The sequence below is a fragment of the Microcoleus sp. CZ3-B2 genome (assembly GCF_036705055.1).
Taxonomy (GTDB): Bacteria; Cyanobacteriota; Cyanobacteriia; order Cyanobacteriales; family Microcoleaceae; genus Microcoleus.
Genome location: NZ_JAUBTN010000023.1, coordinates 1 through 24,253 on the forward strand (window position 1 = coordinate 1; position 24,253 = coordinate 24,253).

Annotated in this window: 27 protein-coding genes; 10 read left to right on the top strand and 17 right to left on the bottom strand. The window is 45.7% G+C overall.

Features of this window, described 5'->3' with window-relative positions; translation table 11 throughout:
• Positions 1-437: 437 nt before the first annotated feature.
• Complete coding sequence (locus QUA97_RS12770) at positions 438-608, bottom strand: hypothetical protein (RefSeq protein ID WP_333194772.1); 171 nt, start codon at positions 606-608, stop codon at positions 438-440.
• A gap of 134 nt (positions 609-742) precedes the next feature.
• On the opposite strand from QUA97_RS12770, the gene QUA97_RS12775 reads away from it, so the two are divergent.
• The 3 genes from QUA97_RS12775 to QUA97_RS12785 all read left to right on the top strand — a co-directional run bounded on the left by QUA97_RS12775 (position 743) and on the right by QUA97_RS12785 (position 3,019).
• On the top strand, positions 743-1,255 hold the full coding sequence (locus QUA97_RS12775) for a hypothetical protein (protein WP_194067752.1): 513 nt from the start codon (positions 743-745) through the stop codon (positions 1,253-1,255).
• 92 nt (positions 1,256-1,347) lie between these two features.
• On the top strand, positions 1,348-2,112 hold the full coding sequence (locus QUA97_RS12780) for an HpcH/HpaI aldolase family protein (RefSeq protein WP_194067753.1): 765 nt from the start codon (positions 1,348-1,350) through the stop codon (positions 2,110-2,112).
• Positions 2,113-2,350: 238 nt separating this feature from the next.
• Entirely contained in the window at positions 2,351-3,019 is a 669-nt protein-coding gene (locus tag QUA97_RS12785; protein WP_194067754.1) for a 2OG-Fe dioxygenase family protein, read from the top strand.
• Between the two features lie 380 nt (positions 3,020-3,399).
• Here the strand turns inward: QUA97_RS12785 and QUA97_RS12790 are convergent, their stop codons facing one another.
• The 7 genes from QUA97_RS12790 to patD form a co-directional block, all read right to left on the bottom strand.
• Entirely contained in the window at positions 3,400-3,606 is a 207-nt protein-coding gene (locus tag QUA97_RS12790; RefSeq protein ID WP_194010468.1) for a glycogen debranching protein, read from the bottom strand.
• A gap of 141 nt (positions 3,607-3,747) precedes the next feature.
• A complete protein-coding gene (locus tag QUA97_RS12795) occupies positions 3,748-3,942 on the bottom strand; it encodes a hypothetical protein (RefSeq protein WP_333194842.1) in 195 nt (64 codons plus the stop codon).
• Positions 3,888-4,373: a GNAT family N-acetyltransferase gene (locus tag QUA97_RS12800; RefSeq protein WP_194067756.1), complete on the bottom strand. Its 486-nt coding sequence runs from the start codon at positions 4,371-4,373 to the stop codon at positions 3,888-3,890. The genes QUA97_RS12795 and QUA97_RS12800 overlap by 55 nt, the downstream gene beginning before the upstream one ends.
• A gap of 611 nt (positions 4,374-4,984) precedes the next feature.
• Positions 4,985-6,058, bottom strand: coding sequence for an RNA polymerase sigma factor, RpoD/SigA family (locus tag QUA97_RS12805; protein WP_194010470.1), 1,074 nt, complete (start codon positions 6,056-6,058; stop codon positions 4,985-4,987).
• Between the two features lie 126 nt (positions 6,059-6,184).
• Positions 6,185-7,888, bottom strand: a complete 1,704-nt coding sequence (locus QUA97_RS12810; RefSeq protein ID WP_333194778.1) for an ABC transporter ATP-binding protein — start codon at positions 7,886-7,888, stop codon at positions 6,185-6,187.
• A gap of 505 nt (positions 7,889-8,393) precedes the next feature.
• A complete protein-coding gene (locus QUA97_RS12815; RefSeq protein WP_333093040.1) occupies positions 8,394-8,981 on the bottom strand; it encodes a TFIIB-type zinc ribbon-containing protein in 588 nt (195 codons plus the stop codon).
• A 31-nt stretch (positions 8,982-9,012) separates the two neighbouring features.
• A complete protein-coding gene (gene patD / locus QUA97_RS12820) occupies positions 9,013-9,423 on the bottom strand; it encodes a heterocyst frequency control protein PatD (protein ID WP_194067758.1) in 411 nt (136 codons plus the stop codon).
• A gap of 590 nt (positions 9,424-10,013) precedes the next feature.
• On the opposite strand from patD, the gene QUA97_RS12825 reads away from it, so the two are divergent.
• Positions 10,014-12,287: a RelA/SpoT family protein gene (locus tag QUA97_RS12825; protein ID WP_194067760.1), complete on the top strand. Its 2,274-nt coding sequence runs from the start codon at positions 10,014-10,016 to the stop codon at positions 12,285-12,287.
• 98 nt (positions 12,288-12,385) lie between these two features.
• On the opposite strand, the gene QUA97_RS12830 is transcribed toward QUA97_RS12825, so the two are convergent.
• From QUA97_RS12830 to QUA97_RS12840, 3 genes are all read right to left on the bottom strand, one after another.
• Positions 12,386-12,742 (bottom strand): type II toxin-antitoxin system PemK/MazF family toxin, encoded by a 357-nt coding sequence (locus tag QUA97_RS12830; protein ID WP_333194780.1) that lies wholly within the window; start codon positions 12,740-12,742, stop codon positions 12,386-12,388.
• Positions 12,736-12,990 carry a hypothetical protein gene (locus QUA97_RS12835; RefSeq protein ID WP_333194782.1) on the bottom strand — a complete coding sequence of 85 codons (255 nt, stop codon included), beginning with the start codon at positions 12,988-12,990 and terminating at the stop codon, positions 12,736-12,738. The genes QUA97_RS12830 and QUA97_RS12835 overlap by 7 nt, the downstream gene beginning before the upstream one ends.
• Before the next feature lie 91 nt (positions 12,991-13,081).
• A complete protein-coding gene (locus tag QUA97_RS12840) occupies positions 13,082-14,002 on the bottom strand; it encodes a glycine betaine ABC transporter substrate-binding protein (protein ID WP_333194784.1) in 921 nt (306 codons plus the stop codon).
• Positions 14,003-14,044: 42 nt separating this feature from the next.
• Here QUA97_RS12840 and QUA97_RS12845 point away from each other — a divergent pair, with 42 nt between their 5' ends.
• Both QUA97_RS12845 and QUA97_RS12850 read left to right on the top strand, forming a co-directional pair.
• Positions 14,045-15,412: an aldehyde dehydrogenase gene (locus tag QUA97_RS12845; RefSeq protein ID WP_333194786.1), complete on the top strand. Its 1,368-nt coding sequence runs from the start codon at positions 14,045-14,047 to the stop codon at positions 15,410-15,412.
• A gap of 165 nt (positions 15,413-15,577) precedes the next feature.
• Entirely contained in the window at positions 15,578-15,928 is a 351-nt protein-coding gene (locus tag QUA97_RS12850; RefSeq protein WP_194067764.1) for a 4a-hydroxytetrahydrobiopterin dehydratase, read from the top strand.
• An 8-nt stretch (positions 15,929-15,936) separates the two neighbouring features.
• On the opposite strand, the gene QUA97_RS12855 is transcribed toward QUA97_RS12850, so the two are convergent.
• Positions 15,937-16,686: a response regulator transcription factor gene (locus QUA97_RS12855; RefSeq protein WP_194067765.1), complete on the bottom strand. Its 750-nt coding sequence runs from the start codon at positions 16,684-16,686 to the stop codon at positions 15,937-15,939.
• Positions 16,687-17,282: 596 nt separating this feature from the next.
• Between QUA97_RS12855 and QUA97_RS12860 the strand changes: the two genes are divergently transcribed.
• Positions 17,283-17,537, top strand: a complete 255-nt coding sequence (locus tag QUA97_RS12860) for a DUF6761 family protein (protein WP_194010481.1) — start codon at positions 17,283-17,285, stop codon at positions 17,535-17,537.
• A 369-nt stretch (positions 17,538-17,906) separates the two neighbouring features.
• On the opposite strand, the gene grxD is transcribed toward QUA97_RS12860, so the two are convergent.
• From grxD to QUA97_RS12875, 3 genes are all read right to left on the bottom strand, one after another.
• Positions 17,907-18,227 (bottom strand): Grx4 family monothiol glutaredoxin, encoded by a 321-nt coding sequence (grxD, locus tag QUA97_RS12865; protein WP_194010482.1) that lies wholly within the window; start codon positions 18,225-18,227, stop codon positions 17,907-17,909.
• Between the two features lie 199 nt (positions 18,228-18,426).
• The gene (locus QUA97_RS12870) at positions 18,427-18,687 is read right to left on the bottom strand and encodes a BolA family protein (protein WP_194067766.1); all 261 of its coding nucleotides are present in this window, start codon (positions 18,685-18,687) and stop codon (positions 18,427-18,429) included.
• 42 nt (positions 18,688-18,729) lie between these two features.
• On the bottom strand, positions 18,730-19,353 hold the full coding sequence (locus tag QUA97_RS12875) for a hypothetical protein (protein WP_194067767.1): 624 nt from the start codon (positions 19,351-19,353) through the stop codon (positions 18,730-18,732).
• Between the two features lie 42 nt (positions 19,354-19,395).
• Between QUA97_RS12875 and QUA97_RS12880 the strand changes: the two genes are divergently transcribed.
• The 3 genes from QUA97_RS12880 (at position 19,396) to QUA97_RS12890 (ending at position 22,891) form a co-directional block, all read left to right on the top strand.
• Positions 19,396-19,884, top strand: coding sequence for a type II toxin-antitoxin system HigB family toxin (locus tag QUA97_RS12880; RefSeq protein ID WP_333194788.1), 489 nt, complete (start codon positions 19,396-19,398; stop codon positions 19,882-19,884).
• 155 nt (positions 19,885-20,039) lie between these two features.
• Positions 20,040-20,438 (top strand): helix-turn-helix domain-containing protein, encoded by a 399-nt coding sequence (locus QUA97_RS12885; protein ID WP_194010486.1) that lies wholly within the window; start codon positions 20,040-20,042, stop codon positions 20,436-20,438.
• Positions 20,439-20,563: 125 nt separating this feature from the next.
• The gene (locus tag QUA97_RS12890; RefSeq protein WP_333194790.1) at positions 20,564-22,891 is read left to right on the top strand and encodes a S8 family serine peptidase; all 2,328 of its coding nucleotides are present in this window, start codon (positions 20,564-20,566) and stop codon (positions 22,889-22,891) included.
• A 213-nt stretch (positions 22,892-23,104) separates the two neighbouring features.
• Here QUA97_RS12890 and QUA97_RS12895 read toward each other — a convergent pair whose 3' ends face one another.
• Positions 23,105-23,836 (bottom strand): WecB/TagA/CpsF family glycosyltransferase, encoded by a 732-nt coding sequence (locus QUA97_RS12895; protein WP_333194792.1) that lies wholly within the window; start codon positions 23,834-23,836, stop codon positions 23,105-23,107.
• Between the two features lie 201 nt (positions 23,837-24,037).
• The gene (locus tag QUA97_RS12900; RefSeq protein ID WP_194068171.1) at positions 24,038-24,178 is read right to left on the bottom strand and encodes a hypothetical protein; all 141 of its coding nucleotides are present in this window, start codon (positions 24,176-24,178) and stop codon (positions 24,038-24,040) included.
• Positions 24,179-24,253: the final 75 nt, after the last annotated feature.

Below are 24,253 nucleotides of genomic sequence, written 5' to 3' on the forward strand. Positions count from 1 at the left end.
CTCTTTCCTCCTGTCTCCTGTCTCCTGCCTCCTACCTCCAATTTCTAGCTTGGCTGCAAAAGTGAGATGCTCCCTATTAAATCCTTATCAAGTAAACTTAGTTAGAGTAGTTACGAGCATATTTGGCAAAATAAAAATTTAGGAAAAATTACATTTGATTGTAGCACTATTCTGCAATTCAAACTAACTCTAATAAAAACTCACGCCAGGTCAAACTGACTCGATCTTTCATCTGACTTGAATCGTCTAAATCATTTATTGATGCAGAAACCGTAGATGTCATACAGCTAAACATACCCTATAGCAGATAAGTTTAAGATATTTTGGGAAGGAATGCAATGCAGGTCGATCCAGTGCGGAAGTTCCCTGAGAGGAAATTTGACCGGCAAATCAATAATGTCGGTTAAGTGCGCTGTGCGCCACGCTAGCAAGCCTTTTTAACTGCCGATTAGTTGATTGCCTCGATGGCGAGTCGGCGCGGCTAATGTTGGGGTAATAGCTGAGATTGAGGTAATTAGGCTGAGGGTGAAGCTGACGAGCGATCGACCTTTGAGCGACAATAGATACCGTCGCAGTTTCATCGCTGGTTGGGGCATTAATCTTGACATCAGCGAAAAATATTCATAGCATTTAAATGTTTATTTTGCAGTATACTGGTATTTTGCGGTGCGGCCACGGCAAAATTGTTTTATATAATAGGAATTAAGACCATCTACCACTATCTAAAAGCAGGAGCGAGCTTGTGCTCAAAATAGTCCAATTTTTTAGAGCGTTGATTTTTTTTGAGAGTTTAACAATTACGACAAGTTTAACCTTTTCTGAAGTTTTGCAAAGGTTGGAGGAAGTTGTCACTCCTCCCAAACTTTTTAGGATCATTCTACCCTTCGCCCCGCCACCTGCCAAACCTTATGAAGGCACAATTTCGGGCAATACCTTCCAAATCAATCGCATCGCGATCGGCCGCAATTTATTTTTGCCAATTATCAAAGGAAATATCGATTCTCAACCGTTCGGTTGTTCCATCAAAATCAGGATGGTATTGCATAAAATCGTGCTAGGATTGATGATTCTTTGGCTGTGGACTACTGGCAGTATTGGAACATTTTCTTTATTTGCTTGGTTTGTCGAACCATCGGTGGGAGCAATATTTTTGCCAATTCTAGGAATGTTTTTTTTAGCATGGCTTTTGTGCTTAATTCCCTTTAAAATAGAAGCAAAAGCAGCCAAAAAACTTCTCTCAATTCTTTTAACCTAAATCAACTTATTGCTACTTATTATGACGATCTATAAAATCTAAAAAAATCCGCGTCAATTCGCGTTCATCTGCGGTAAAAAAACATCAAAATCATGCGTCACAACCAACTTAAACAAAAAATCAAACAAGGCGAAACTGTTCTCGGTTTATTCATGAACTGCGCCTATCCCGCATTCATAGAAATCTGCGGTCATGCTGGATTTGATTTTGCCGTCATCGACATGGAACACGGCCCCTTACATCCACTTGCTGCTGAAGATTTGTGCCGCGCGGCCGACTGCTGCGGCATTGCACCGATTGTTCGCGTCCGCAAAAACGACGGGCCGCAAATTCAACGAGCTCTCGACATCGGCAGCGCGGGCGTTCAAGTACCTCAAATTGAAAGCAAAATTGATGCGGAAATGGCTGTCAAAAGTGCTAAATACAGTCCTCTGGGTTCGCGCGGCCTTTCCTTTGCTACGCGGGCGGGACTTTACACGGCGGCAGGTACAAATATTACTGACAAACTCAACGATGAATCTTTGGTTGTGATTCATGTTGAAGGTAAGGGTGGCATTGACAATCTGGCAGAAATTGTGACGGTGCCGCAGGTTGATGTGATTTTTCTGGGGCCTTACGATCTGTCGCAGTCGATCGGCATTCCCGGCCAAGTGCGCGATCCCCGAGTCATCGACATGATGCAGGAGGCGGTACAAACCATCCGCAGTGCAGGCAAAGCGGCGGGTACTTTTGCCGAAAACCCCGAAATCGCCCAGCAGTGGATTGATGCTGGCGTTCAGTACGTTGCACTTGGGGTGGATGTGGCCGTTTTCCTGCGGGCCTGTCAGTCGCTGGTGAAAGCGGTCGATCGATTTTAGATACTTCGGCTTGCTTCGGCTACGCCAGCGGACAAGTCGCGTACAAGTTTTAGATTTTAGATTGCGGGAATTAATTGGTTGGCGCGTCGCTCGAATATCGTTTGCCATCTTTACGATATCTTTGCAATTTTTGTATTTTTTTTTAATGACACTCACAAAAAACCTAAGCTAGACTAGAAACATACACCTCTCTAGGGCAAATTTTCGCAGGGGAGCAAGGATTCATGGAGAATAATCTATGGAAACGGTATTAGAATCCATTCAATTGGACTATGCTTTCATGTTTACTTTCAAAAAAGTAAACTCGATTAAGCTGGAAGGATTCAAGCATTTTTTTGACGATATGCCTGTAGATCCTTATATTAAGGGTAAGTATCGTTCGAGGAGATTGTCGCGGTTTGTCGTGAACGGAAATGAGTTAGTTAAGTTACCTCACGGCTATTTGTTTCAAAGTAAAGAATACAATCCGTTGGTGGGCGATATCAGGCGGGAATTTGCCGAATTGGACGATCGGCTAATTGCCTTCGATAACTTCAAACAACTAATTTTTGCTTTTTTCGACTCCTGCAAAATTCACCCGGAAGCTGAAATCGGAGTGCATCAAATCAGGACGACTTGTTCGCCGCACAATTTTGGTAACCCCGCACCGGAAGGCATTCACCAAGACGGTACTGATTTTATCGGGATTTTCTCGGTCGATCGCACTAATGTTGTGGGCGGCGAAACGCATTTGTATTTGGCTAAAAAAGAGAAGCCTGTTTTTAATAAAGTTCTGCAGCCGGGAGAGTTGTTGCTGGTTGACGACCACCAGTTTTTCCACTTTACTACGCCGATTAAACCGGAATTGGAAGGGGTGGGAACCAGGGATGTCTTTGTGCTGACTTCTCCGAGTTTGCTGATCGATTGAGGAGAGTTGGGAAATTGGGTGTCTTTCGTTCGATCGTTCGGAATGCGAGTCCTCTCTATGGCGTTTAGTCCATCAGGACTAAAGTCCTTACTACAAACCTGCATCTAGCAACTCACAAATGTGCGATCGACTTATCTTGCATTTTCCGAACTTATATGCTGTATTTTCCGGCCGTTGCTACACGAAATACAGCAAACTCAATCTGCTGATGACCAGATCCAAAACTGGAACTTGCTTTCCGACACTCACGTCAGGCTCAATTCCCAAATTTTAGACTCCACTTCGGGCTCCGTTGATTCACGAAGCTGCAAGTAAATCTAAAATCTAAAACTCGTACGCTCGCGAAGCCGAAGTATCTAAAATCGACTGACTTGCGTCGATCAATTCAATTTCAAAGCATTAACAGGCACCTCATCCCAAGAACTAACAGTCCGCAAGGTAGCAACCCAGCCCTGCTGCTTTTGATCTGCCGTCAAATTTTGCTCAAAAGATTCGTGACATTCCTTTGCTTGAGTCTCATCGCAACAAGCAATGCAAGAATAAAGAATGCCCGATGGATCGATTTGCTCGTTTACCCAAATAACCACGATCTGCTCTCTCAATGTAAATCTACTTTTACTTAAATTTTCCTATATTTTGGGCAATTATTGACTGGAATTTACCTAACAAAACAGGGGGGCCGAGAAACTGGGTTTTTTGCGAAAATATTTCCTTCTCAATTGCAGAGCTCACAAAAACCCGGTTTCTGAGAATTGACGCACGGGTGCGTCGAAATCGAGTTTTTGGCGAAAATACAGAGGTTGCAGGCCGTAAAGCCCCCAAAAAACCCGGTTTCTGAGAGTCGGAGGACGATCGCCCGCCGATCGAATTACTTCGAGGCCAAACTCGCCAAAGACTCCCCCGCAACCCGGCAAATCCGCCATTCGGGCATCACATCAGCACCAATACCCTTGTAAAATCCGATCGCCAATTCATTCCAATCCAACACACTCCACTCCAAACGCCCGCAGTTTCTTTCAACTGTCAACCGCGCCAAATAAACAATCAAAGACTTGCCAATACCGCGCCCTCGAAACTCAGGAAGCACAAACAAATCTTCCAAATAAATCCCCGGCTGAGTCAAAAAAGTAGAATAATTATAAAAAAACAGCGCCCAGCCCACAACACGATTTTCCGACTCTGCGAGAATCGCTTCTGCAAAAGGTCTCGCGCCAAACAAATGATTTTCCAAATCAACCGCATTACCAGTAACGGCATGAGATAATTTTTCGTATTCAGCCAAAGCCTTAATCAAATCAAACAGCACCGGCACATCTGCGCGGGTAGCTGGACGCAAAATCACCTCATCAGACATAAATCAATTAAGTAGTAAGCGACAATCAACAATTAAAAATATAGCAGAAGTCAGTAGTCAGTAGTCAGTAGTCAGTAGTCATTAGTCATTAGTCATTGGTCATTAGTCATTAGTCATTGGTCATTAGTCATTAGTCATTGGTCATTGGTCAGTAGTCATTAGTCATTAGTCATTGGTCAGTAGTCAGTAGTCAGTAGTCAGTAGTCATTAGTCATTAGTCATTAGTCATTAGTCATTGGTCAGTAGTCATTAGTCATTAGTCATTAGTCATTAGTCATTGGTCATTGGTCATATCATGTCCGGTCAATTGACCGCTTTAAAATTGGTTAGTAGTGTGGACTTTAGTCTGCCACCCAAGAGCGGACTAAAGTCCACACTACTAACTGTTTTTCTAGTCGTTATATCAAATCCGGTAGCATCGGAATTATGAGCGTGCGAGCGTCCCCGCTCGCACTATCAGCATCCCCGCTCGCACTATCAATGATTAAAATATATAATTCCGATGCTCTCGGAAACGATATTACCAGGCTCCGGCCCGTTAACTGGTTAACCAGTTAACCATACATTCGATATTTAAGACTTTAAAAAAGGCCAATTCAATATTTTTTAGCTCATTTCAACCAGCCCTTCAATCGTTCCGTCACTTGAGGGCGGCGCAACTTTCGCATTGCCTTATTTTGAATTTGACGGACTCGTTCGCGGGACAAATTGAACAAACTGCTGACTTCTTCTAAAGTGTAAGGTTCGCCGGTTATCAAACCGTAACGCATCGCCACAATCTCTTTTTCCCGTTCAGTCAAAATACTGTCCAACACCTCCAAAATATCTTGGCGCATCATCATTTCATTCATCTGAGCTTCTGGAGATTGCGTCGCGCTATCTTCCAGAACATCCAAAAGTTCCGAACTTTCTTCCGTACCAATGCGGTGGTTGAGAGACAAAGATTGCCGGCGTACTTGCTGGAGGTAACGAAGCTGTTCGGCAGTAACTTCCATTTCTCTAGCAACTTCAGTTTCCGTAGGATTTCGTTGAAGAGAACGCCTTAAATCCCGATAAACTCTTTTGAGTTTATTTAACTGTTCGACAATGTGAACCGGCAAGCGAATTGTCCGCCCTTGATTGGCAATTGTCCGAGTAATTCCTTGGCGAATCCACCAATAGGCATAGGTAGAAAATTTGTAACCCTTCTCAGGATCGAACTTTTCGGCGGCTCGATTCAAACCTAAAGCTCCTTCTTGAATTAAATCTAGAAAAGGCACGCCTCGGTTGAGATAGCGTTTCGCAATCGAAACCACCAACCGCAAATTCGAGCTGATCATTTTCCGTTTCGCCGATTGACACTGGTGGCGAAGTTGTTGCAGTTGACTTTCGCTCACCCCCAAAGCTGCAGCGAGTTCAGCTTTTGTTGGCTCTCTTTCCAATTCCTGTTTTAAACGCTCTTCTACTTCCAGAAGGGCTACCAATTCTTGAACGCGACGAGCTAACTCCACCTCTTCGGTGGCAGTCAGTAGAGGATAGCGAGACATTTCTTTGAACAAAGCTCCCACGGGATCGTCGGCAGACCAGTTGTTGTATGCTGACGATCGAGTTACCGTCGGACGATCGATCTCGGTGTCCTCATCCTCTGCGATTGCGAGTGAGGCTTCGGGGGCCACCGCAAAACTGCCTAGGTCAGATTCTGCCATATAGTGCTTGGTGTCCGTGGGATGATTTGAAAAGTATCCCTTCACTTTAACCAATTTAATCAGAAATTTCCGAAATCCATCTAGAAGCTGGTGGCTGATATCAAATTTCCCCAATTTTAGATTGGTTTATTGAGTCCGAGCCAATAAAGGAGCTGCTTGTAATAACTGCTGAGTATAAGGGTGCTGCGGATTAGTAAAAATCTCCCTAGTCTTGCCGATTTCCACAATTTTTCCGGCATTCATTACCGCAATGCGATCGCAAAAAAATCTCGCCACCCACAAATCATGGGTAATAAACAGATAAGTCAAATTAAATTCCTGTTTCAACTCCAACATCAGCTCTAATACTTGAGTCTGCACGCTAGCATCCAGCATACTCACTGGTTCGTCGCAAATAATCAGTTGCGGCCGAGTAATCAAAGCGCGGGCGATCGAAACCCGCTGCTGTTGTCCTCCTGACAATTCCCCCGGATAGCGGCGAAAGAAATCCCCCCCTGGAGTCAAACCCACCCGCTCTAACATTTGGATTACTTGTTTTTTAGCTTCCTCTCCCTTAGCTAATTTGTGAATCAACAAAGGGTCAGCAATACTTTGCCCGACAGTCATCATCGGATTCAAACAAGCGTGGGGGTCTTGAAATATCATTTGCATTTGGCGGCGGTGCTTCCTGACAGCATCGTTACTCAGAGCAGTGATATCTATTCCTTGAAATTCAACCTTGCCACCAGTCGGAGGAATCAAGCGCAAAATCGTGCGCGACAACGTACTTTTGCCGCAGCCTGACTCCCCTACCAGCCCCAAGGTTTCTCCCCGTTCTAGCTCTAAGCTAACATTATCTACGGCTTTAATTACCTGCTGTTTCCCGGAAAACAACTGCTCTAATAAATTGCTTTCTAAACTGTAGTGCTGCTGCAAATTCGTCACAGTCAAAAGAGGTAAATTTGACTCGGACTTAAGCCGATAATTTTCCTTCTCCCCTCTATCCGTTACATCCGTTAAATCCGTTACAGAATCCGTTGCCGAACTTCCTTCTTCCTTCTGAATGTGCAAAGCTGCTTTCAGGAGCGATCGAGTATATTCATGTTGCGGGCGTTCAAAAACATCCAGCACTGACCCAGTTTCCACCACTTTGCCGCCGTACATCACCGCAATGCGATCGCAATACTCAGCCACCATCGCCAAATCGTGAGAAATCAACAAAATAGCCGTTCCCCGTTCCGCGCAAAGTCTGGTTAATTCCTGCATAATCTGAGCGGCGACAGTTACATCCAAACTTGTAGTCGGTTCGTCCGCCACAATTAACTTCGGATCGAGCAAAAGAGCCAAAGCAATCGCTACTCTTTGCCGCATTCCGCCACTAAATTCGTGGGGAAATTGCGACCAGCGAGAGGCGGGAATTTTCACAGCTTCCAAAATCTCGATCGCCCGTTGCTTAGCCTGCTTGCGATTCAAATTCGGTCTGTGAGCCTGCAAAGTCTCGATACAGTGTTCCCCGACAGTCATCAAAGGATCGAGACGAGTCATCGGATCTTGAAAAATCAACGCCACAGCTTCGCCCCGAAACCGTCTCAGTCGCGAAGCATCCATCTCAAACACCGACTCTCCAGCAAAATCAACCCGCCCCTCAATCTGCGTCGAATCCGGTAGCAACCGCATCGCCGCCCTTCCCAAAGTTGACTTACCGCACCCAGACTCCCCAACCAATCCCAGTTTTTCCCCTGCTTCCAGCCTCAGAGAAACGCCGTCAACCGCCCAACCGGATTGGCCCCGCCGCTGAGGATAAGCTACTCGCAGATTTTCAATGGAAAACAAAGAATAGTCATTAGTCATTAGTCATTAGTCCTTAGTTATTAGTTATTAGTTATTGTTATTGGTTATTCGTTGTTAGGTGTTAGTTACTGGTTATTGGTTGTTGGTTGTTGGCTATTGTTATTGATTATTCGTTATTAGGTGTTAGTTACTGGTTATTGGTTGTTGGTTGTTGGCTATTGTTATTAGTTGTTGACCGTTGTTATTAGCTGTTTGTTACTGGGTATATCATGTCCAGTCATATGATTTTTAATCGTTAATCCTTTGTAGTAAAAACACAGAATCATCTGTCGGGGTGACGGGAGAAATCTATACTTACTACAAACATTTTTTAATGATAATTGAGCAAACATGATATTAGTTATTATTTATCAGCAGTCAGTAGCTAGTTAGTTGTTAGCCATTAGTCAGTATCTAATAACTAACAACTAATGACTAATAACTAATAACTAATGACTAATGCCAACTGCCAACTGCCAACTGCCAACTGCCAACTGCCAACTGCCAACTGCCAACAGTCAACAGACTAAATTTCCCTTCGCTTCAACTCAGCTCTCCGCAGTATATAAGTAGCCGCACAATCAACGTGCGGATGGTCTGCTAAAACTTCCGCCAGTTCCAACACATATCCGGCAATATCCGGGCCTAGCTTATCTGTGAGCACTTGACGTTCCCGAGATGCGAGTTCTTGGACGCGGGCCTTGGCTTGCCAATTGGGAGAAAACATCTTGTCAATCTCGGTGTGGAATCCCAGACTTTCGAGAATATCCCACTCGCCGTTATCGCACCAAATTCCCCCGCACAGCATACAGCGCTCTATGTAAAAGGGCACTCTGCTGAAGGGAACTTTTGCCCGCGACAAATAATGACCGTCCTCGGGACACAGGGCTGCTTTGCTGTCGTAGGGAGACGGCGTGAATTCTATGCCGAGAGTGCCTGTCGCCTCTGGCTTCTGGGATTTGTTGTACCACTGGCTCTGCTCTTTCTGCCAAGCTTCGTATTCTCTGCCTGGAATCCAGATACCGTAACAGTTGGGACACCACTGCACCGACATTCGGCCGGCTAGGGTGCCGCCTTCTAAGTTGGGATGTTTACATTTTGGACATTCCACCACTTGATTTCTCCTTGCCTTCTCAATTCCCTGTTTATTCAGTTATTAATTCTGCATCCGGGCGGGCCCGCTCAGAACCAGAATTTTTTTGCAGCAGCGCACCGCAGTAGCCAATTAGCGTGTTTAGTCGCTCAGCAGCCGCAGTTTGCCTCGCCTGTGCTGTCGCTGGCTGCTTCGCAGCCTGCAAAAACGTGACATCTGTCCTCAATAACCGCAGTTGCTTGTGAATTTCCGTCAAATAGGACTGCTCTGGAGGCGTTTCTGAGGCGTATAACTCACAACTGTTAGCTTTCATAATCTGGTTTCCGAAAAATTGTTGCACTTTTGTGTATTCTGCAGCCAGCGCAGCCCGATCGAGATTTTCCTGTGCAGCAGTTCTTTGTAGCTGTTCGAGTGCTTGCTGTAATTCTTGGTAGCACTGGCGGCGGTCTTCGGACAATATCATGATTTTGTAAACAAATTTTTCTTTATAATCAAAGTAGATTCTTGCTTAAGCTTTGCTCATATTAAGGGAAGCCGTGCATTTTTGCAGCAATTCCCTGTTTGTTGAGAAAATTTCATCACCCTGGTGGCGTGACTCGATCGGTCTAGCTCGTGCTTTTAGTTTAGCGTTGCCTGTGAATGCCGATCGCCCGCTACCTCCAACAACAGGGACTGCGCCCCCGACTCCGCGTCATGGTCGATCCTCAAATTGTAGACTTTTGTTCGAGATCCCAGATTGCATCTGTAAAGTCAATCTCAAATCTCAAATCTTGAATGCCCCAATCGACTGACCTCAACTGCTGCCGCCAAAATATTCTTATTTTACCCGATCGACCGATCTAATCCGCGACAGTGGAGTCAATATATTTTCCTACCTGCGAGGGGGGGAAACTCAAAATTAAATCGATATAGTTAAGACAAAAATCGATTATTTTTGAGAATTGCCAATTGTGGCATTCAATTAGTTTAGTATTGCTAAACACATAATTTCGGAAATTCAACCGAACGCCGGCTTTTAACCATTTGTATTTCTAATTTTTCAAGGTGTACCCGATGAACGCAAACACTCTGACTGCCTCTCCTTCGATCGATCCTGCCGTCGTTCCCGATTGGCTGCAAGAATGCCTGAATGGTCGATCGCAGACTGATGCGGCCCCTAACGCCAATTGCTCGACTGACAACAGTTTAATTTGTCGGGCCTTTGAATTTGCCCGCGACTTGCACGAAGGACAGTACCGCAAATCGGGAGAACCTTACATTTGCCATCCCGTAGCTGTAGCTGGGATACTCCGATATATGGGCGGCAACAACGTCATGATTGCCGCCGGTTTTCTCCACGATATTGTTGAAGATACAGATATTACTCTCGAAGAAATAGAACAGCGGTTCGGCGCAGAAGTGCGACAATTAGTCGAAGGTGTCACCAAACTTTCTAAATTTAATTTTTCCAGCAAAACAGAGCGCCTTGCTGAAAATTTTCGCCGAATGTTTCTCGCAATGGCTAAAGATATTCGCGTGATTGTAGTCAAACTAGCAGACAGACTGCACAACATGAGGACTTTGGAGCATTTGTCTCCAGAAAAGCAGCGCAGTATTGCCCTAGAAACCCGAGATATTTTTGCTCCCCTGGCGAACCGTTTGGGTATCGGGCGCTTTAAGTGGGAATTGGAAGATTTAGCGTTTAAATACCTGGAACCGGATGCTTATCGCGAAATTCAAGACTTGGTGGCAGTCAAGCGGGCCGATCGAGAAACTCAACTCGCAGAAGTCACAGATAGTTTGCGAGAAAAGCTTGACAAATTAGGCATTAAATGCTACGAAGTTAGCGGCCGTCCCAAACATTTGTACGGGATTTACGGGAAGATGCAGCGCCGGCAAAAAGGGTTTAACCAAGTGTACGATATTGCTGCGGTGAGGATCATAGTAGAAAGCAACGATGACTGTTATCGCGCATTGGCGATCGTCCACGATTCATTCCGCCCGATCCCCGGTCGATTTAAAGATTATATCGGTTTACCAAAAGCCAACCGCTATCAATCCTTGCACACCGGAGTCATCGGCACCAGCGGCCGCCCCATCGAAGTACAAATTCGCACAGTAGCAATGCACCACATTGCAGAATACGGGATCGCCGCCCACTGGAAATACAAAGAAACCGGCGGTTCTAGCACCGCAGTCACCGGCGACGACGAAAAATTTACTTGGCTGCGACAACTCCTAGAATGGCAAAGCGACCTCAAAGACGATCGCGAATATTTACAAAGTATTAAAGACAACTTATTCGACGAAGATATCTACGTTTTTACTCCCAACGGAGACGTAATTTCACTCAACACCGGCTCAACACCCGTAGATTTTGCTTACCGCATTCACACAGAAATTGGCAATCGCTGCACCGGCGCGAGAGTCAACGGGCGGATGGTAACACTAGACAAGGTATTAAAGAACGGCGACATAGTAGAAATATTGAACCAAAAAAACGGCCATCCCAGCTCCGACTGGCTGAATTTTGTCAAAACAAACGGAGCAAAAAACCGAATTCGGCAATGGTTGAAGCGATCGCACCGAGATGAAAACCTCGCTCGCGGGCGGGAATTGCTAGAAAAAGAATTAGGCAAAAACGGCTTAGAATCCTTGCTGAAATCCGAACCCATGCAATCAGTAGCTCAGCGCTGCAACTACCACAGCGTCGAAGACTTAATCGCCGGTTTGGGCTACGGCGAAGTCACCCTAAACCTCGTAGTAAATCGCCTGCGAGATTTAGTCAAAGTGCAGCAAAAAATAGAATCTGCTCCCGGAGGAACCCAGGAAATCCCCCTGCTAATACCTGCATCGACGGCACCGAAACCCGTACCTAGTTCGTCTCCGAGCAAATCGCCGATCGCAGGTGTAGAAGGATTGCTCTACCATATAGCAGGCTGTTGCTGTCCCATTCCCGGCGAATCAATTATTGGAGTAGTGACTCGCACTCGCGGCATTTCCATTCACCGCCAAGGTTGTTCCAATGTTGAAAACGTACCGGGAGATAAATTAGTTCCCGTGAGTTGGAATTCCAGCAACCGCAACGAATCTCGCCCCAATACTTATCCGGTAAATATTCAAGTTGAAGCCCTAGATCGAGTCGGAGTTCTCAACGATGTTTTATCGCATTTAAAAGACAACAAAGTCAACGTCCGCAGCGCCCAAGTCAAAACCTATCCCGGATTCCCCGCATTAATTGACTTGTGCATGGACATCCAAGATAAAGAACAGTTCGAGCGGACTTGTATGCAAATTAAAAAAATGAGCGATATTTTGAATTTGCGGCGGCTGAGTGAAGGGACTTAAGAGGAGAGTCTAACTGTATTGTAGGGTGCGCTATTCGCACCCGATCGCTAGCTGAGGAGAGGTTGAACCCCATGAATTTTCAAAGGCTAAGAAAAGTGTTACTCAGGTTCATGAGGTTCCAATACCAGTCTAATTCCATCAAGAATTTGACGAATTCGCTCGGCAGAGAGTGTGCCAATTTTCTCACCTAACTGAGATTTACTGATAGTCAAAATCTGCGAGACGTTAACAACACTCTTTTCTGGTAAATCAGCTTCTCCTGCTTCTAACAGGACATTTCCTGGTGAATTCGCCCGTCTTAGATTTGAAGTAAGCACACAAACAACAACTGTATTAATGCGGGAACGATTGAATAAATTGTTTTGAATGATTACATGGGGATGGACATAACCGAGTTCTGAACCTGAAGGCTCATCAAGTTCAATCCAAAAAATATCACCTTGATTTATTACCATTCCCCTTCCACCAGCCTGCGATGAGATCGACTCATCTTGCGAAGCAAAACTTGTTCTTCTTCAGAAAGAGGTGCTTCGCAAGCAGCATTAATTTTTTCTAACAGTTGTTGATTTTCGCGGCGGCGGATAAATTCTTCAAGCGCTATTTCGATCAAAAAACTCTGCGAAATTTGCATTTCGCCAGCTAATATTTCGGCTTGTTCAAATAGAGATGCTGGCAATGAGATAGCAGTTTTGACAGTTGTCATAGCTCTATACCTTCATTTATTTATATGAGTCTAACTCATAGTATACCTAATCACAATACTCTCCAGCAAACAGACAGAAGAATGAAACCCTTTATTTCGCGGGAGTCGCAGGCTTTGAGTCGCCCAACTTTTGCTGCAAAAACTGCCGCGCCACTTGGGCGGCATCCTCCTGTTTTCCATCAACTTGATAGTTGAGTTTTCGCATATCTTCCTCCGAGATTTTGCCGCCCAACTCTGCTAGCACTGGACGCAATTCTGGGTATTTTTCCAAAATTTGCGATCGCACAACCGGAACAGCTTCGTAGGGTGGAAAATAGTTTTTGTCATCTTTCAGGACTACTAAACGCAAACTTTGAATCAAACCATCCGTCGTATTACCGGCAATCACATCTACTTCTTTTTGTTGCAGCGCTTGATAAAGCAATCCTAACAGCAACTCCTTCGGTTCTTCGGCAAATTTAATCCCGTAAGTTTTAGCTAATCCGGGAAATCCATCTTCTCTCTCTTTGAATTCCGGGCCGAAACCCGCGCGCAATTTTGGTGCAGCTTTTCCTAGTTGCGAGAGAGTTTGCAAGTTGAGTTTTTTGGCATCGTCTCCCCGCATAATAATCGCAAAACTGTTATTAAATCCCAGGGGTTCAGTCAATTCTGCTTGAAACTGTTTGGGATATTCTTGTTTGAGGTAATCGAGGACTTTTTGGGAGTCAGAAATTGGCTTTTGTTTGAGAATGTTGGTAAAACCTGTACCAGTATATTCGACGTACAAGTCGATTTTACCCGTTGCTAGGGATTGATGGCAAAGCGAGCCTCCGAGGTTGAGTTTGCGTTCTACTTTGATATCTGTTTTGGTTTCGATGTGAATAGCTAAAATTTCTGCTAGGATGACTTGTTCTGTAAAGTCTTTGGAACAAATAACAATTTGTTTTTGAGAACTAGAATTGCAGCTTGTGACTGCAAACAAGCAAAGTAATGATAAACAGGAAGATAAAAAATGGCTTTTTGATATTTTCATTTTTTTATTGTAACATTTATATATATAGATACAGGAGAAAATATGCTATTGAGTGTCAGCGATATTATCGGCCAGCAGCGACAATTTTTTGCGACTGGAAAAACTAAAGATGTGGATTTTAGAATCGAACAACTCAAACATCTCAAAAGTGCGATCGAACTCAATCAATCACGAATAGTCGCTGCTGTCAAGGCAGACTTGAATCGACCGGAGTTTGAGGCTTATTTTGAAATTGCATCCATTGCCGAAGTTAATTATGCCATCAAAAACCTGAAATCTTGGGTAAAACCGAAAAAAGTGCCAACTTCGATCGACCAATTCCCCGCATCAGCCCGCATTTACCCTGAACCTTTAGGCGTAGTTTTGATCGTCGGGCCTTGGAATTACCCATTTCAGCTCATGATATCACCTTTAGTCGGGGCGATCGCCGCCGGCAACTGCGCCATCCTCAAACCTTCAGAAATCGCCTCGCACACCTCCGAAGTTGTCGCCGACATGATTTCCAAAACCTTCGATCCCGCCTACGTAGCAGCCGTCGAAGGAGGAGTCGAAATCAGCAAACAATTGCTAGCCGAAAAATTCGACCACATCTTCTTTACCGGAGGCACAAAAATCGGTAAAATAGTCATGGAAGCTGCGGCCAAACACCTGACACCTGTAACATTAGAATTGGGCGGCAAAAGTCCTTGCATTGTAGACTCAGATATTCAGATTGAATACACCGCAAAACGCATTGCGTGGGGCAAATTTATCAATGCCGGTCAAACTTGTATCGCTCCAGATTATCTGTTAGTTGACAAAAAAATTAAACCGGATTTGATGTCAGCAATTAAAACAGCACTTCACGAATTTTACGGCGAAGATCCTCAGCAAAGCCCGGACTATTCGCGAATTATCAATCAGCATCATTTAAAACGTTTGGTAGAGTTTATCAAAGATGGGGAAATTGTCGCGGGCGGCAAAAGTAACGCCGAAGATAGATATATTTCGCCTACGGTAATTGACAAGGTTTCTTGGGATTCGCCGGTGATGCAAGATGAGATTTTTGGACCGATTTTGCCCGTTTTGGAGTATGATGATTTCGGGGAGGCGATCGCCCAAATCAACGCCCGCCCCAAACCGTTAGCTTTGTATTTGTTCTCGAAGGATAAAGAGAAACAACAGCGAGTTTTGCGCGAAACTTCATCAGGTGGACTTTGTATTAACGACACGGTAATGCAAGTGGGAGTGACAACTTTGCCTTTTGGAGGAGTTGGCGACAGCGGGATTGGAAGTTATCACGGGAAAGCAAGTTTTGATACTTTTTCGCATTACAAAAGCGTGCTGCAAAAGTCTTTTTGGCTGGATTTGAAATGGCGGTATGCTCCCTATAAGGGTAAGTTGGATTTGATTAAAAAGGCGATCGGTTGAGCGATCGGATAATTGTTTGAATATAATCTGGGTGTAATTTCACCAATATCTACAATACAAATAAGATAGCGGTCTAATTCCGCCCAGATTATAATAGTATTGTCGGGCTATCCAACTTAATACACTGACACTATCTTTTAGCATATTTTCGCTAAACAGCAATTTATGGAATCTTTAGCAAAAGAACGCTGTGCCGCCTGCCGCCGAAACTCTCCGCGCGTCACAGCTTACGAAATTGTCCAACTCAAACATCAAATTCCCGACTGGAATTTTATCGAAAAAAATGGCGTTCCCCAGTTAGAACGCACCTACAAATTCCCGGATTTCAAAAGTGCGATCGCCTTTACAAACAGCGTCGCCGAAGCCGCAGAAACTGAAGGACATCACCCGGCGCTGTTAACCGAGTGGGGGAAAGTTACCGTTACTTGGTGGACTCACGCGATTTCTGGATTGCACCGCAATGATTTTATCATGGCGGCGAAAACAGATGCGATCGCCAATCAATTCCTAACCTAAAATCAGATTTATCGGCTGAAAATAGTCTCAGAAATCATCGCTCCGGGCTCTGGTGAATGGGATTGATTTGTATTCAAAAACTCCAGATTTAGCCGGTAGCCGACATTTCGCACAGTTTGAATTAGGCTCGGTTGTCGCGGGTCGATTTCGATTTTTTTACGCAAAGAGAGTACGTGAGTGTCGATCGTCCGGGGGTTGTCAATAGCATCAGGCCAGGCCCGGCGCAACAAATCCGATCGCGACAGCGGCACTCCGCCAGCTTGAGCCAGCACGTACAGCAGGCTGAATTCTTGAGGAGTCAGCTCGATGTTTTCCTCGTACAATCTGACTCGGCGCTGCACCAAATCAATTTTTAGCAGCCCGCATTCCAGCATCGCCGGCGGTATCATCGTGCGGTTGCGGCGCATCAGAGCCTCCACCCTGGCCATAAACTCTTGCATCCCAAACGGTTTAGTCAGGTAATCGTCAGCCCCCGACTTCAAACCTTCCACAATATCCGCTTCCGTATTCCGCGCCGACAGCATCAAAATCAGCGATTGCTGCTGCTTCCCCAGCCAGCGACAAAATTCTAAACCGTCCCCATCGGGCAATTGGGCATCCAGAATGACTAGGGTTGGCTGACGGCTGAAAAATATTTCCCTAGCGTGACTGATATCCGCCGACTGGTGCACCCAGTGACCGACTTGCTGTAAATGCCAGCCCAAGAGCGATCGCAGGTGCGGATTTCCTTCAACAATCGAAATACTTACAGATCCCACAGCGGCGAGCTTCCCTTATCACTAATGGCTACCAGGTTAACAGAGCTTTTGTCAAGGTTTTGTAACCATCGCTACTCAAGCCTTAGCTCTATTTATAGAGGCGAACAAACCGATAGTATGAATTTTAAAGATTTTGTCAAGTTGGGATCGTCAGCCCGCAGAAAGGTTAAATCATTCTGGCGGTGAGTTTACAATAAAAATAAGACAGCCTACAGCCGATCGACCCTATGCCCCAACCACCTGCTTTTACCGAACCCCGCGACAGGGCCCCTAGTGCTAGGAGGTTGACAAATCGCGCAACAGAAACTAAAATTCCTCCAACCGTTCGCTCGGTAGCCGGAACACTCACCCAGTGCGCTCATCAAATTCACCAACATCCCGACTCTACTAAACGCGCAGCGAATTATTTAGGTGCGCGCCAAAAAGTCCAGCCACTGCATTGCAGCGAGTGAAATTTTTTATGGAGGGTAGCCTGTTGAGCAGGGTAAAAACTTTTATTTAGCAATTGCCTCTCTTGTGAGCAACAAGCCCAGCCATCGAGGCTATTCCTAAATCCCGCCGTCATTATACACCACAAAGGATTTCTAACTCACACCATGTTACAAGATACCCAAACAATCCGGCACTACCAAAAACTCACCGATGCCCTCGTCGAAATGTGGAATAGAGGTTATCGTTTCGATGAGTTGCGCCTTTACTTAGATGGCTACCTCGCAGCCCTGCGACATTGTAACAGCCTGGAACCCTATCTGATTCACAGATTAGAGGAAGAAGCAGCGCGTTACATTCACGATCCGTCAAATTTTGAAATGCCACAGACACAGACACAAACTGAAGCAGACTACTATTAAATAGTAAATTCGGTTTAATAAACCCTTGATTATTTGGGAATTGGGCATCGGGAATTGGGCGTCGGGAATTGGTTGTTTGTTATTTCTTCCTTCTTCCTTATTCCTTCTTGCCGATCTCCGTTACATCCGTTATATCCGTTACATCCGCCCTTAGGAATCCGTTGCCGAACTTGCTTCTGCGGTAAATCAACCTAGTTCAACGTAAAACCCGATCGCTGTTAAGCCGTTGCAGCATTTAAATTGAATGTCAAAAAAAAAATCAAAGTCTTGTGGGGTGTCCCGCCCGCTCTGAATATGCAATTTAAATGCGTGACAGCTTATATCCCCGACTTATTTAATAAGTCGGGGATATGTTTGTTTTGTCTAATTTTAAGAAGCCAAAGCAACTTCTACAATTTCTTGCAATTCGCCCTTTTGATACATCTCGATCATAATATCCGAGCCGCCAAGAAACTCGCCGTTGATATAAACTTGGGGAATTGTCGGCCAGTTGGAATACTCTTTAACGCCTTGACGAATTTCCTGGTCTGCTAACACATCTACAGTTTCGTAAGGCACTCCCAAAGTATTGAGAATTTGCACCACGGTATTAGAAAAACCGCACTGGGGCATTAATTTATTGCCCTTCATAAACACCATGATTTTGTTTTGCTTAACCAAGCCGTCAATTCTTTCCTGTGCTGTAGTCATGGTAGCTCCTAATATTGTTTGAATTTTTTTAAACGTTGACAGTTGTTTCTCAGGGCGCAGAAACCTGGTTTTTGGAGAAAATTTCTCGTTAAAACCATAGATTCCGGTTAAGAAAACTGGTTTCTTTGGTTTCCAATTATTTCTCTAGCAACTCTTGACACAAGCACAAACTTGTGATTTCCAGAGAGCAGATCAACAATTAAGCCGCTGGACTTTTCGCTGCCCATTCTGCAGGAGTTAAGGTTTCCAAGGCCAAAGCGTGGATAGCTTCACTAGCCATTGCCTGTTTGAGAGCGCCGTAAACCAGTTGGTGCTGCTTTACTCGACTTTTGCCTTCAAAGGCGGCAGAGACTACTCTCGCCTGGTAGTGGTCGCCGCCGCCGGTCAAATCGTCAACTTGTATCTTAGCGTCGGGCAATTCTGCCTTAATCATTTCTGCTACTTGAGACGGTGTAACCATTGGTATTTGTGATAAAGGGCTATATTGAGTATTTTAGTGGAACTATTTGTTAGACGATCGCGGTTGATTTGCAGCAGGCCGCGGATAGGGCGCATCCACAAAACCCAATTCTAGTAACTGCTGGTAAGCTTTTTTGCCCAAGTCGCGAGTTGGCTGCTGCGATCGAATAATCTGAATCAGTAGGGGGACAGCCAGTTCCGGCTTGTTTTGCGCCCGGTGTACCAAAGCCAGCCGGTAGGTAGCTTCGTCGCGCATTTGGGCTGTTTCCACAGCTTTGGTGCGGTTGCTGTCGGCCAAGCGGACATCAATTCCAGCAAAACTGCTGCTGAGTTGTTGGTAGAAGTTGGATAGTTGATTGAAAATTTGGCGGGATTCTTGGAGCTTTTGAGCGGCAACAGTATAATTTTGACTGGAAATAGCACCGCTGGCTTCTGTCATCAAGCGCTGACCTCCGGCAACGCTCAGCAGGCTGCTGTCTTGGGTCAGAGGGCGGAGGTTGTTGGGGTCTGTGGGGTCGTCGGCGGGATCGACTTGCTGTTGGTTATCTGGCCGAGAAGGTTGTTGTGCTTGGGCTTGGAGCGGTTGCAACAGGGTCAAAACTGCGATCGCCCCGATCGTCATCCGGGCAGTGAAGCGAAGCCAGCAAACAGTTCCAGAATATACCATGAAATTACTTTGCGCCCAGCGCACTTTAAAAAGATATTTAGCTTGAGCCGATCTTACCATTGGCGATCGCAACCGGCTAAGTATACACCAATTTTGTGTAAATGTCAAAGAGGGCGATCGGGCAAAAGGCTCTTTTGGAAAAATGAGAGTAGAGACTTGACAGCAAGTTCTCGTTGTGAGAACATGGAGGTGTCGTGTAAAAACGGTACCCGAATGAAACTAAAGTCCATAAGAAATCTTCTGAGTGCGATCGAACCCTACGGTGAGGTCTCAAGTGCGATAGCAGCCTGGTGCAAGGTCATGGAAGACAACGATTGGAAATCGCCAGAAGATATCCGACAGGGGTATTCTAAATCGGTCGATCGAGTCTGTGGATATACGATATTTAATATTAAAGGCAATCAGTATAGATTAATTGTACAAATTAACTATAGCACCGGATATGTACTTTTTAAGAAATTTTTAACCCATGCCGAATATAGCAAAATTAACTGGAATGATGAAAATGAAGTCAAGGAAAAAATAGGTTGATCATCCAGTAAATACATCGGCAATTATTACAGACTATCTGATGTCTTCAATAAATTTAAAAAATCACTTTAATGGTTAAAAGCATGATACATAGAAACAAACACCCACCTTCTATTTGAGAACCCTGTCTAAGTAAGCAAGCAAAGGAATGAGAAATGAGCATCACAATTGAAAAAACAGCTTACGGTCAACTGCTGGCGAAATCACAGCCTAAGCCAATCCTGAACGAAGAAGATTACGATCTTGCGCTTGCAGAATTAGGCTCTCTGATGTCTAAGGAAGAATTAACACTAGAAGAAGAAACTTTACTGAGTCTCTGGGGGCTGTTGATCGAAGAATACGAATCAAAATATTACCCAATTCCAGAAGCGACTCCCCAGGATGTTCTATTGCATCTCATGGAAGTTCGCGAACTCAAACAAGCCGATTTAGTGGGTGTGATTGGTTCCAAAGGAGTAGTCTCTGAGGTGGTTAATGGAAAACGGGCGATTAGCAAGGCGCAAGCTAAGGCGCTGGGAGAATTCTTTAATGTTAATCCTAGCGTGTTTATTTGAGATAAGAGATAAGACGGCGGTTGAAACCGCTTCTACAAAGACAAAACCTGCCTCCGCAGGTTGAAGAGACTAGGCGGTTTCAAACACCCGTTATTCTGCATCAAAATTAAACAGGAACATTTCTGATGGTACAACCAAGCAAACCAACCTCCGACACTCTCCAAAACTATCAAGGTATTGGAGTTCCCGAAGAAAGTCTGGCAGTGATTTTGCAGCGGGGCGGCGATGAATTGCTGCTGTCAAAAGTTCCCAATCGCTTTACAGTCCGCCCATCATCGATAGCATCAGCCTCAAACAATTGGGCTGCCACAACTGGGGCAAAACTCAACCGCCGCATCGGGCAAAGTAATCTCGAAGAGTATCTCGTCGGGCCAGAAAACCTAGATGCAGCAATGCAAGCAGCCCGCGCTAGCGATGCTGTAGCTTTTGCCAGCCATGTTTATTGTCCGGCGAACAATCCGAGTACATTCTTTTATTTGACAGACCAAATTACTATTCAATTTGGCGAACAAGTAGACGAACTATCGCGAAAGTCGATCGCCCGTGCAGCAAATTTAACAATAGTCCGGTCAGTCTCAGGAATTCCCAACACCTTTGTCTGTGAAGTCAACAAACAAGCAACAGAAAACCCGGTCAAAATTGCCAACCGCCTGACAAGATATCCCGAAGTTCTGATCGCTGAACCCAATATTTTAGTAGAAACTCAGCAGCATTATAAACCCCGCGATCCGTTTTATCCCCAACAGTGGTATCTCAACAACCGAGGCGGCAACGAACTTGTCGGCGACGCTCAAATTTATGCAGAAGCGGCTTGGGATATGACTCGCGGCGCGCGATCGATCGTAATTGCGATCGCCGATGATTCAGTAGACTTGACACATCCCGATTTTCAAGGCCAAGGCAAAATCGTCTCACCCATCGATTTCAAAGACGGCGACACTTCCCCGATGCCCGTTGCCGAATCGGACAACCACGGCACAAGTTGCGCCGGTGTCGCCGCAGCAGAAGAAAACGGCAAAGGCATTGTCGGAGTCGCCCCCGGATGCGCCCTGATGCCCATCCGTACTAGCGGTTTTCTCGATGACGAGTCGATCGAAAAAATATTCAATTGGGCAGTGGAAAAAGGCGCAGCCATCATCTCTTGCAGTTGGGGCCCAGGGGCAGTTTACTATCCCCTTTCCCTGCGCCAGAGTGCCGTCATCACCAAAGCCGCCACCCAAGGGCGGGGCGGTAGAGGCTGCGTGATTCTGTTCGCTGCGGGCAATGCCAACCGCCCTGTCAACGGTACTGTAGATGAGAAAGGCTGGCCGAATAACATTTTGGGCGATCGAACTAAATGGCTGGCAGGATTTGCCGTACATCCCGATGTGATTGCGGTGTCTGCTTCCACTTCCCTCAACAAAAAAGCAGCCTACAGCAATTGGGGCAACAGCATTTCGGTGTGCGCCCCCAGCAACAACGCGCCGCCGGGAACTTGGCTGCCAGAAACCGGATTTATTGCGACTGCGCCGGAAGTGACGCAGTATTTGCCCGGTTTGGGGGTGTTTACTGCCGATCGAGGCGGTGTTGCCGGCTACGATCCGGGGGACTACACCAATACCTTTGGCGGCACTTCCAGCGCCACTCCAGTAGTCGCTGGAGTGGCAGCTTTGGTGCTTTCTGCCAACCCCCGTTTGACGGCGCGGGAAGTGCGGGGAATTCTCGAACAAACTGCTGACAAAATTGTCGATTCCGATCCCGATCCGCAGTTGGGCAATCGCATGGGAAATTATGATGCTAATAACCGCCGCAGCGATTGGTTTGGTTACGGGAAAGTGAATGCTTTGAAAGCTGTGCAAGCTGCGGTGAGAAAGGGCGGCGGTAATCCGAATATTGGCGGTGCGAGGTTTAGCGATATTTCTGGACATTGGGCGGAGAAGTTTATTGAGGCTTTGGCTGCGGGGAATATAATTAGCGGTTTTCCTGACGGTTCTTTTAAACCTGATGACAGTTTAAATCGCGCTCAATATGCGGCGCTTTTGGTGAGTGCGTTTAGTCCGATTCCGCAGCGGTTGGCGACAAATTTTATTGATGTTTCTGCTAGTTTTTGGGCGAGAAGTGCGATCGAACGGGCGAATCGGGCGGGGTTTTTGTCTGGGTTTCCGGGGTTGAAGTTCGGCCCGAATCAGAATTTGACTAAGACTGAGGCGATCGTATCTTTGGTTAACGGTTTGGAACTTAAGGGCGGCAATCCCGATGTTTTGAAAGTTTACACCGATCGATCGCAAATTCCTAATTTTGCTTTAAGCGCCGCAGCCACAGCAACTGCTTTGAAGATTGTAGTAAACTATCCGGCGCGCGATCGGCTTTCGCCGCAGCGGGAGATTACCCGCGCCGAGATTTCGGCTTTAATTTACCAGACGTTGGTAGCAATTAATCGCGCTAGGGCGATCGATTCTCCTTACATCGTCTAGTCAATAAATCAACAATAATTATTCTAGGGGCGAGTTTACCAACAATCTATAATATCAGCCATAGAACCCGTAAACCCGCCCCGCCCCAACCCACATTTTGCGATCGACAGACTCAATAAATATCTGGCAAAATTCACTTTTTAAGCAGGAAAATATCTGCGTCAATCTGTGTTTGTCTGCCTTGAATCTGCGGTTACTCTATCAATCCAATTTTCAACCTCGAAAATCCCCCAAAGCCTTCAATGCAAACTGTGGTAAAGCCAACATCCTGCGCCAGCGCCAAGGTTCTTGATAAAGCCGGTACAACCATTCTAAATGATTGTCGCAAAACCAAGCCGGCGCGCGGTCTTTGGTTCCCGCCCAAATATCGAAACTGCCGCCAACTCCCACCCAAATAGACTGCGGACAAAGGTGTCGGTTTTCCGCAATCCAAAACTCTTGGCGAGGCACTCCCAAGCCTACAAAAATCAGTTTTGGCTGCATTTTTTTCAGGCTGTCACAAAATTCTTGTTCTTCATCAGCAGAAAGATAGCCATGTTGAGCAGAAATCGACAATCCTTTCACTTTTTGCTGCCAATTTTCTGCCGCCTTCGCCGTCACTCCCGGCGCACCTCCAAAGAAAAATATCGGTTCGGAATCGGGCAATTTTCCGGCTTCTTGCAGCAGCGATTCTGCTAGTTCAATCCCCGGATAGCGCTTTGCCGATTTGCCCCGCATTCGCAAGTACAGCACTACTCCCGAACCGTCTGGAATCACGAGTTCTGCAGAGCGAATTACATCGCCTAATGCCTGATTTTTCTCGGCTTGCATTGCCATTTCAGCATTTAGTGTCACGACGTGACTTCCTAAGCCTTGATGCAGGCGCTCTATCAGCCAACCTGCGTAATCGTCTAATATGTGAACTGGTAGTCCCAGCACTGAAAATTGCGGGCGCGATCGATCCATATTTCTTTCTGTGAGATTTCTACACACCTAGTTATTTAAATTAGCTTAGTTTGGCGATCGATGCTAGACTACTTTTGAACGAAAAAAATCCGGTTTGTGCCACAAAGATTTTGGTAAGTCATCATTCCGTGGCCCAGGAACCGTTTTTTTGTACGCGACGCGCAAGTCCATTAGAGTTAGGCTGCTAAGTGCGATCGCTCATTAACGTTCAATTTTCTTGACAGAGCCGTCAGCGTACCATTCCATCGGCACGAGTTCAATTTTACCATTAACCTTCACTGTAGAGTAGACAATTTTTACAAAAGGAACGCGGTTATTATTGTTCTTGTTGCGGCTGGACATGACAATCACCTTGTTTTGTTGTTGGCAGAATCGGAGCAGTGATAGAATCTCTGATATATTTAAAAGTCTATTCAC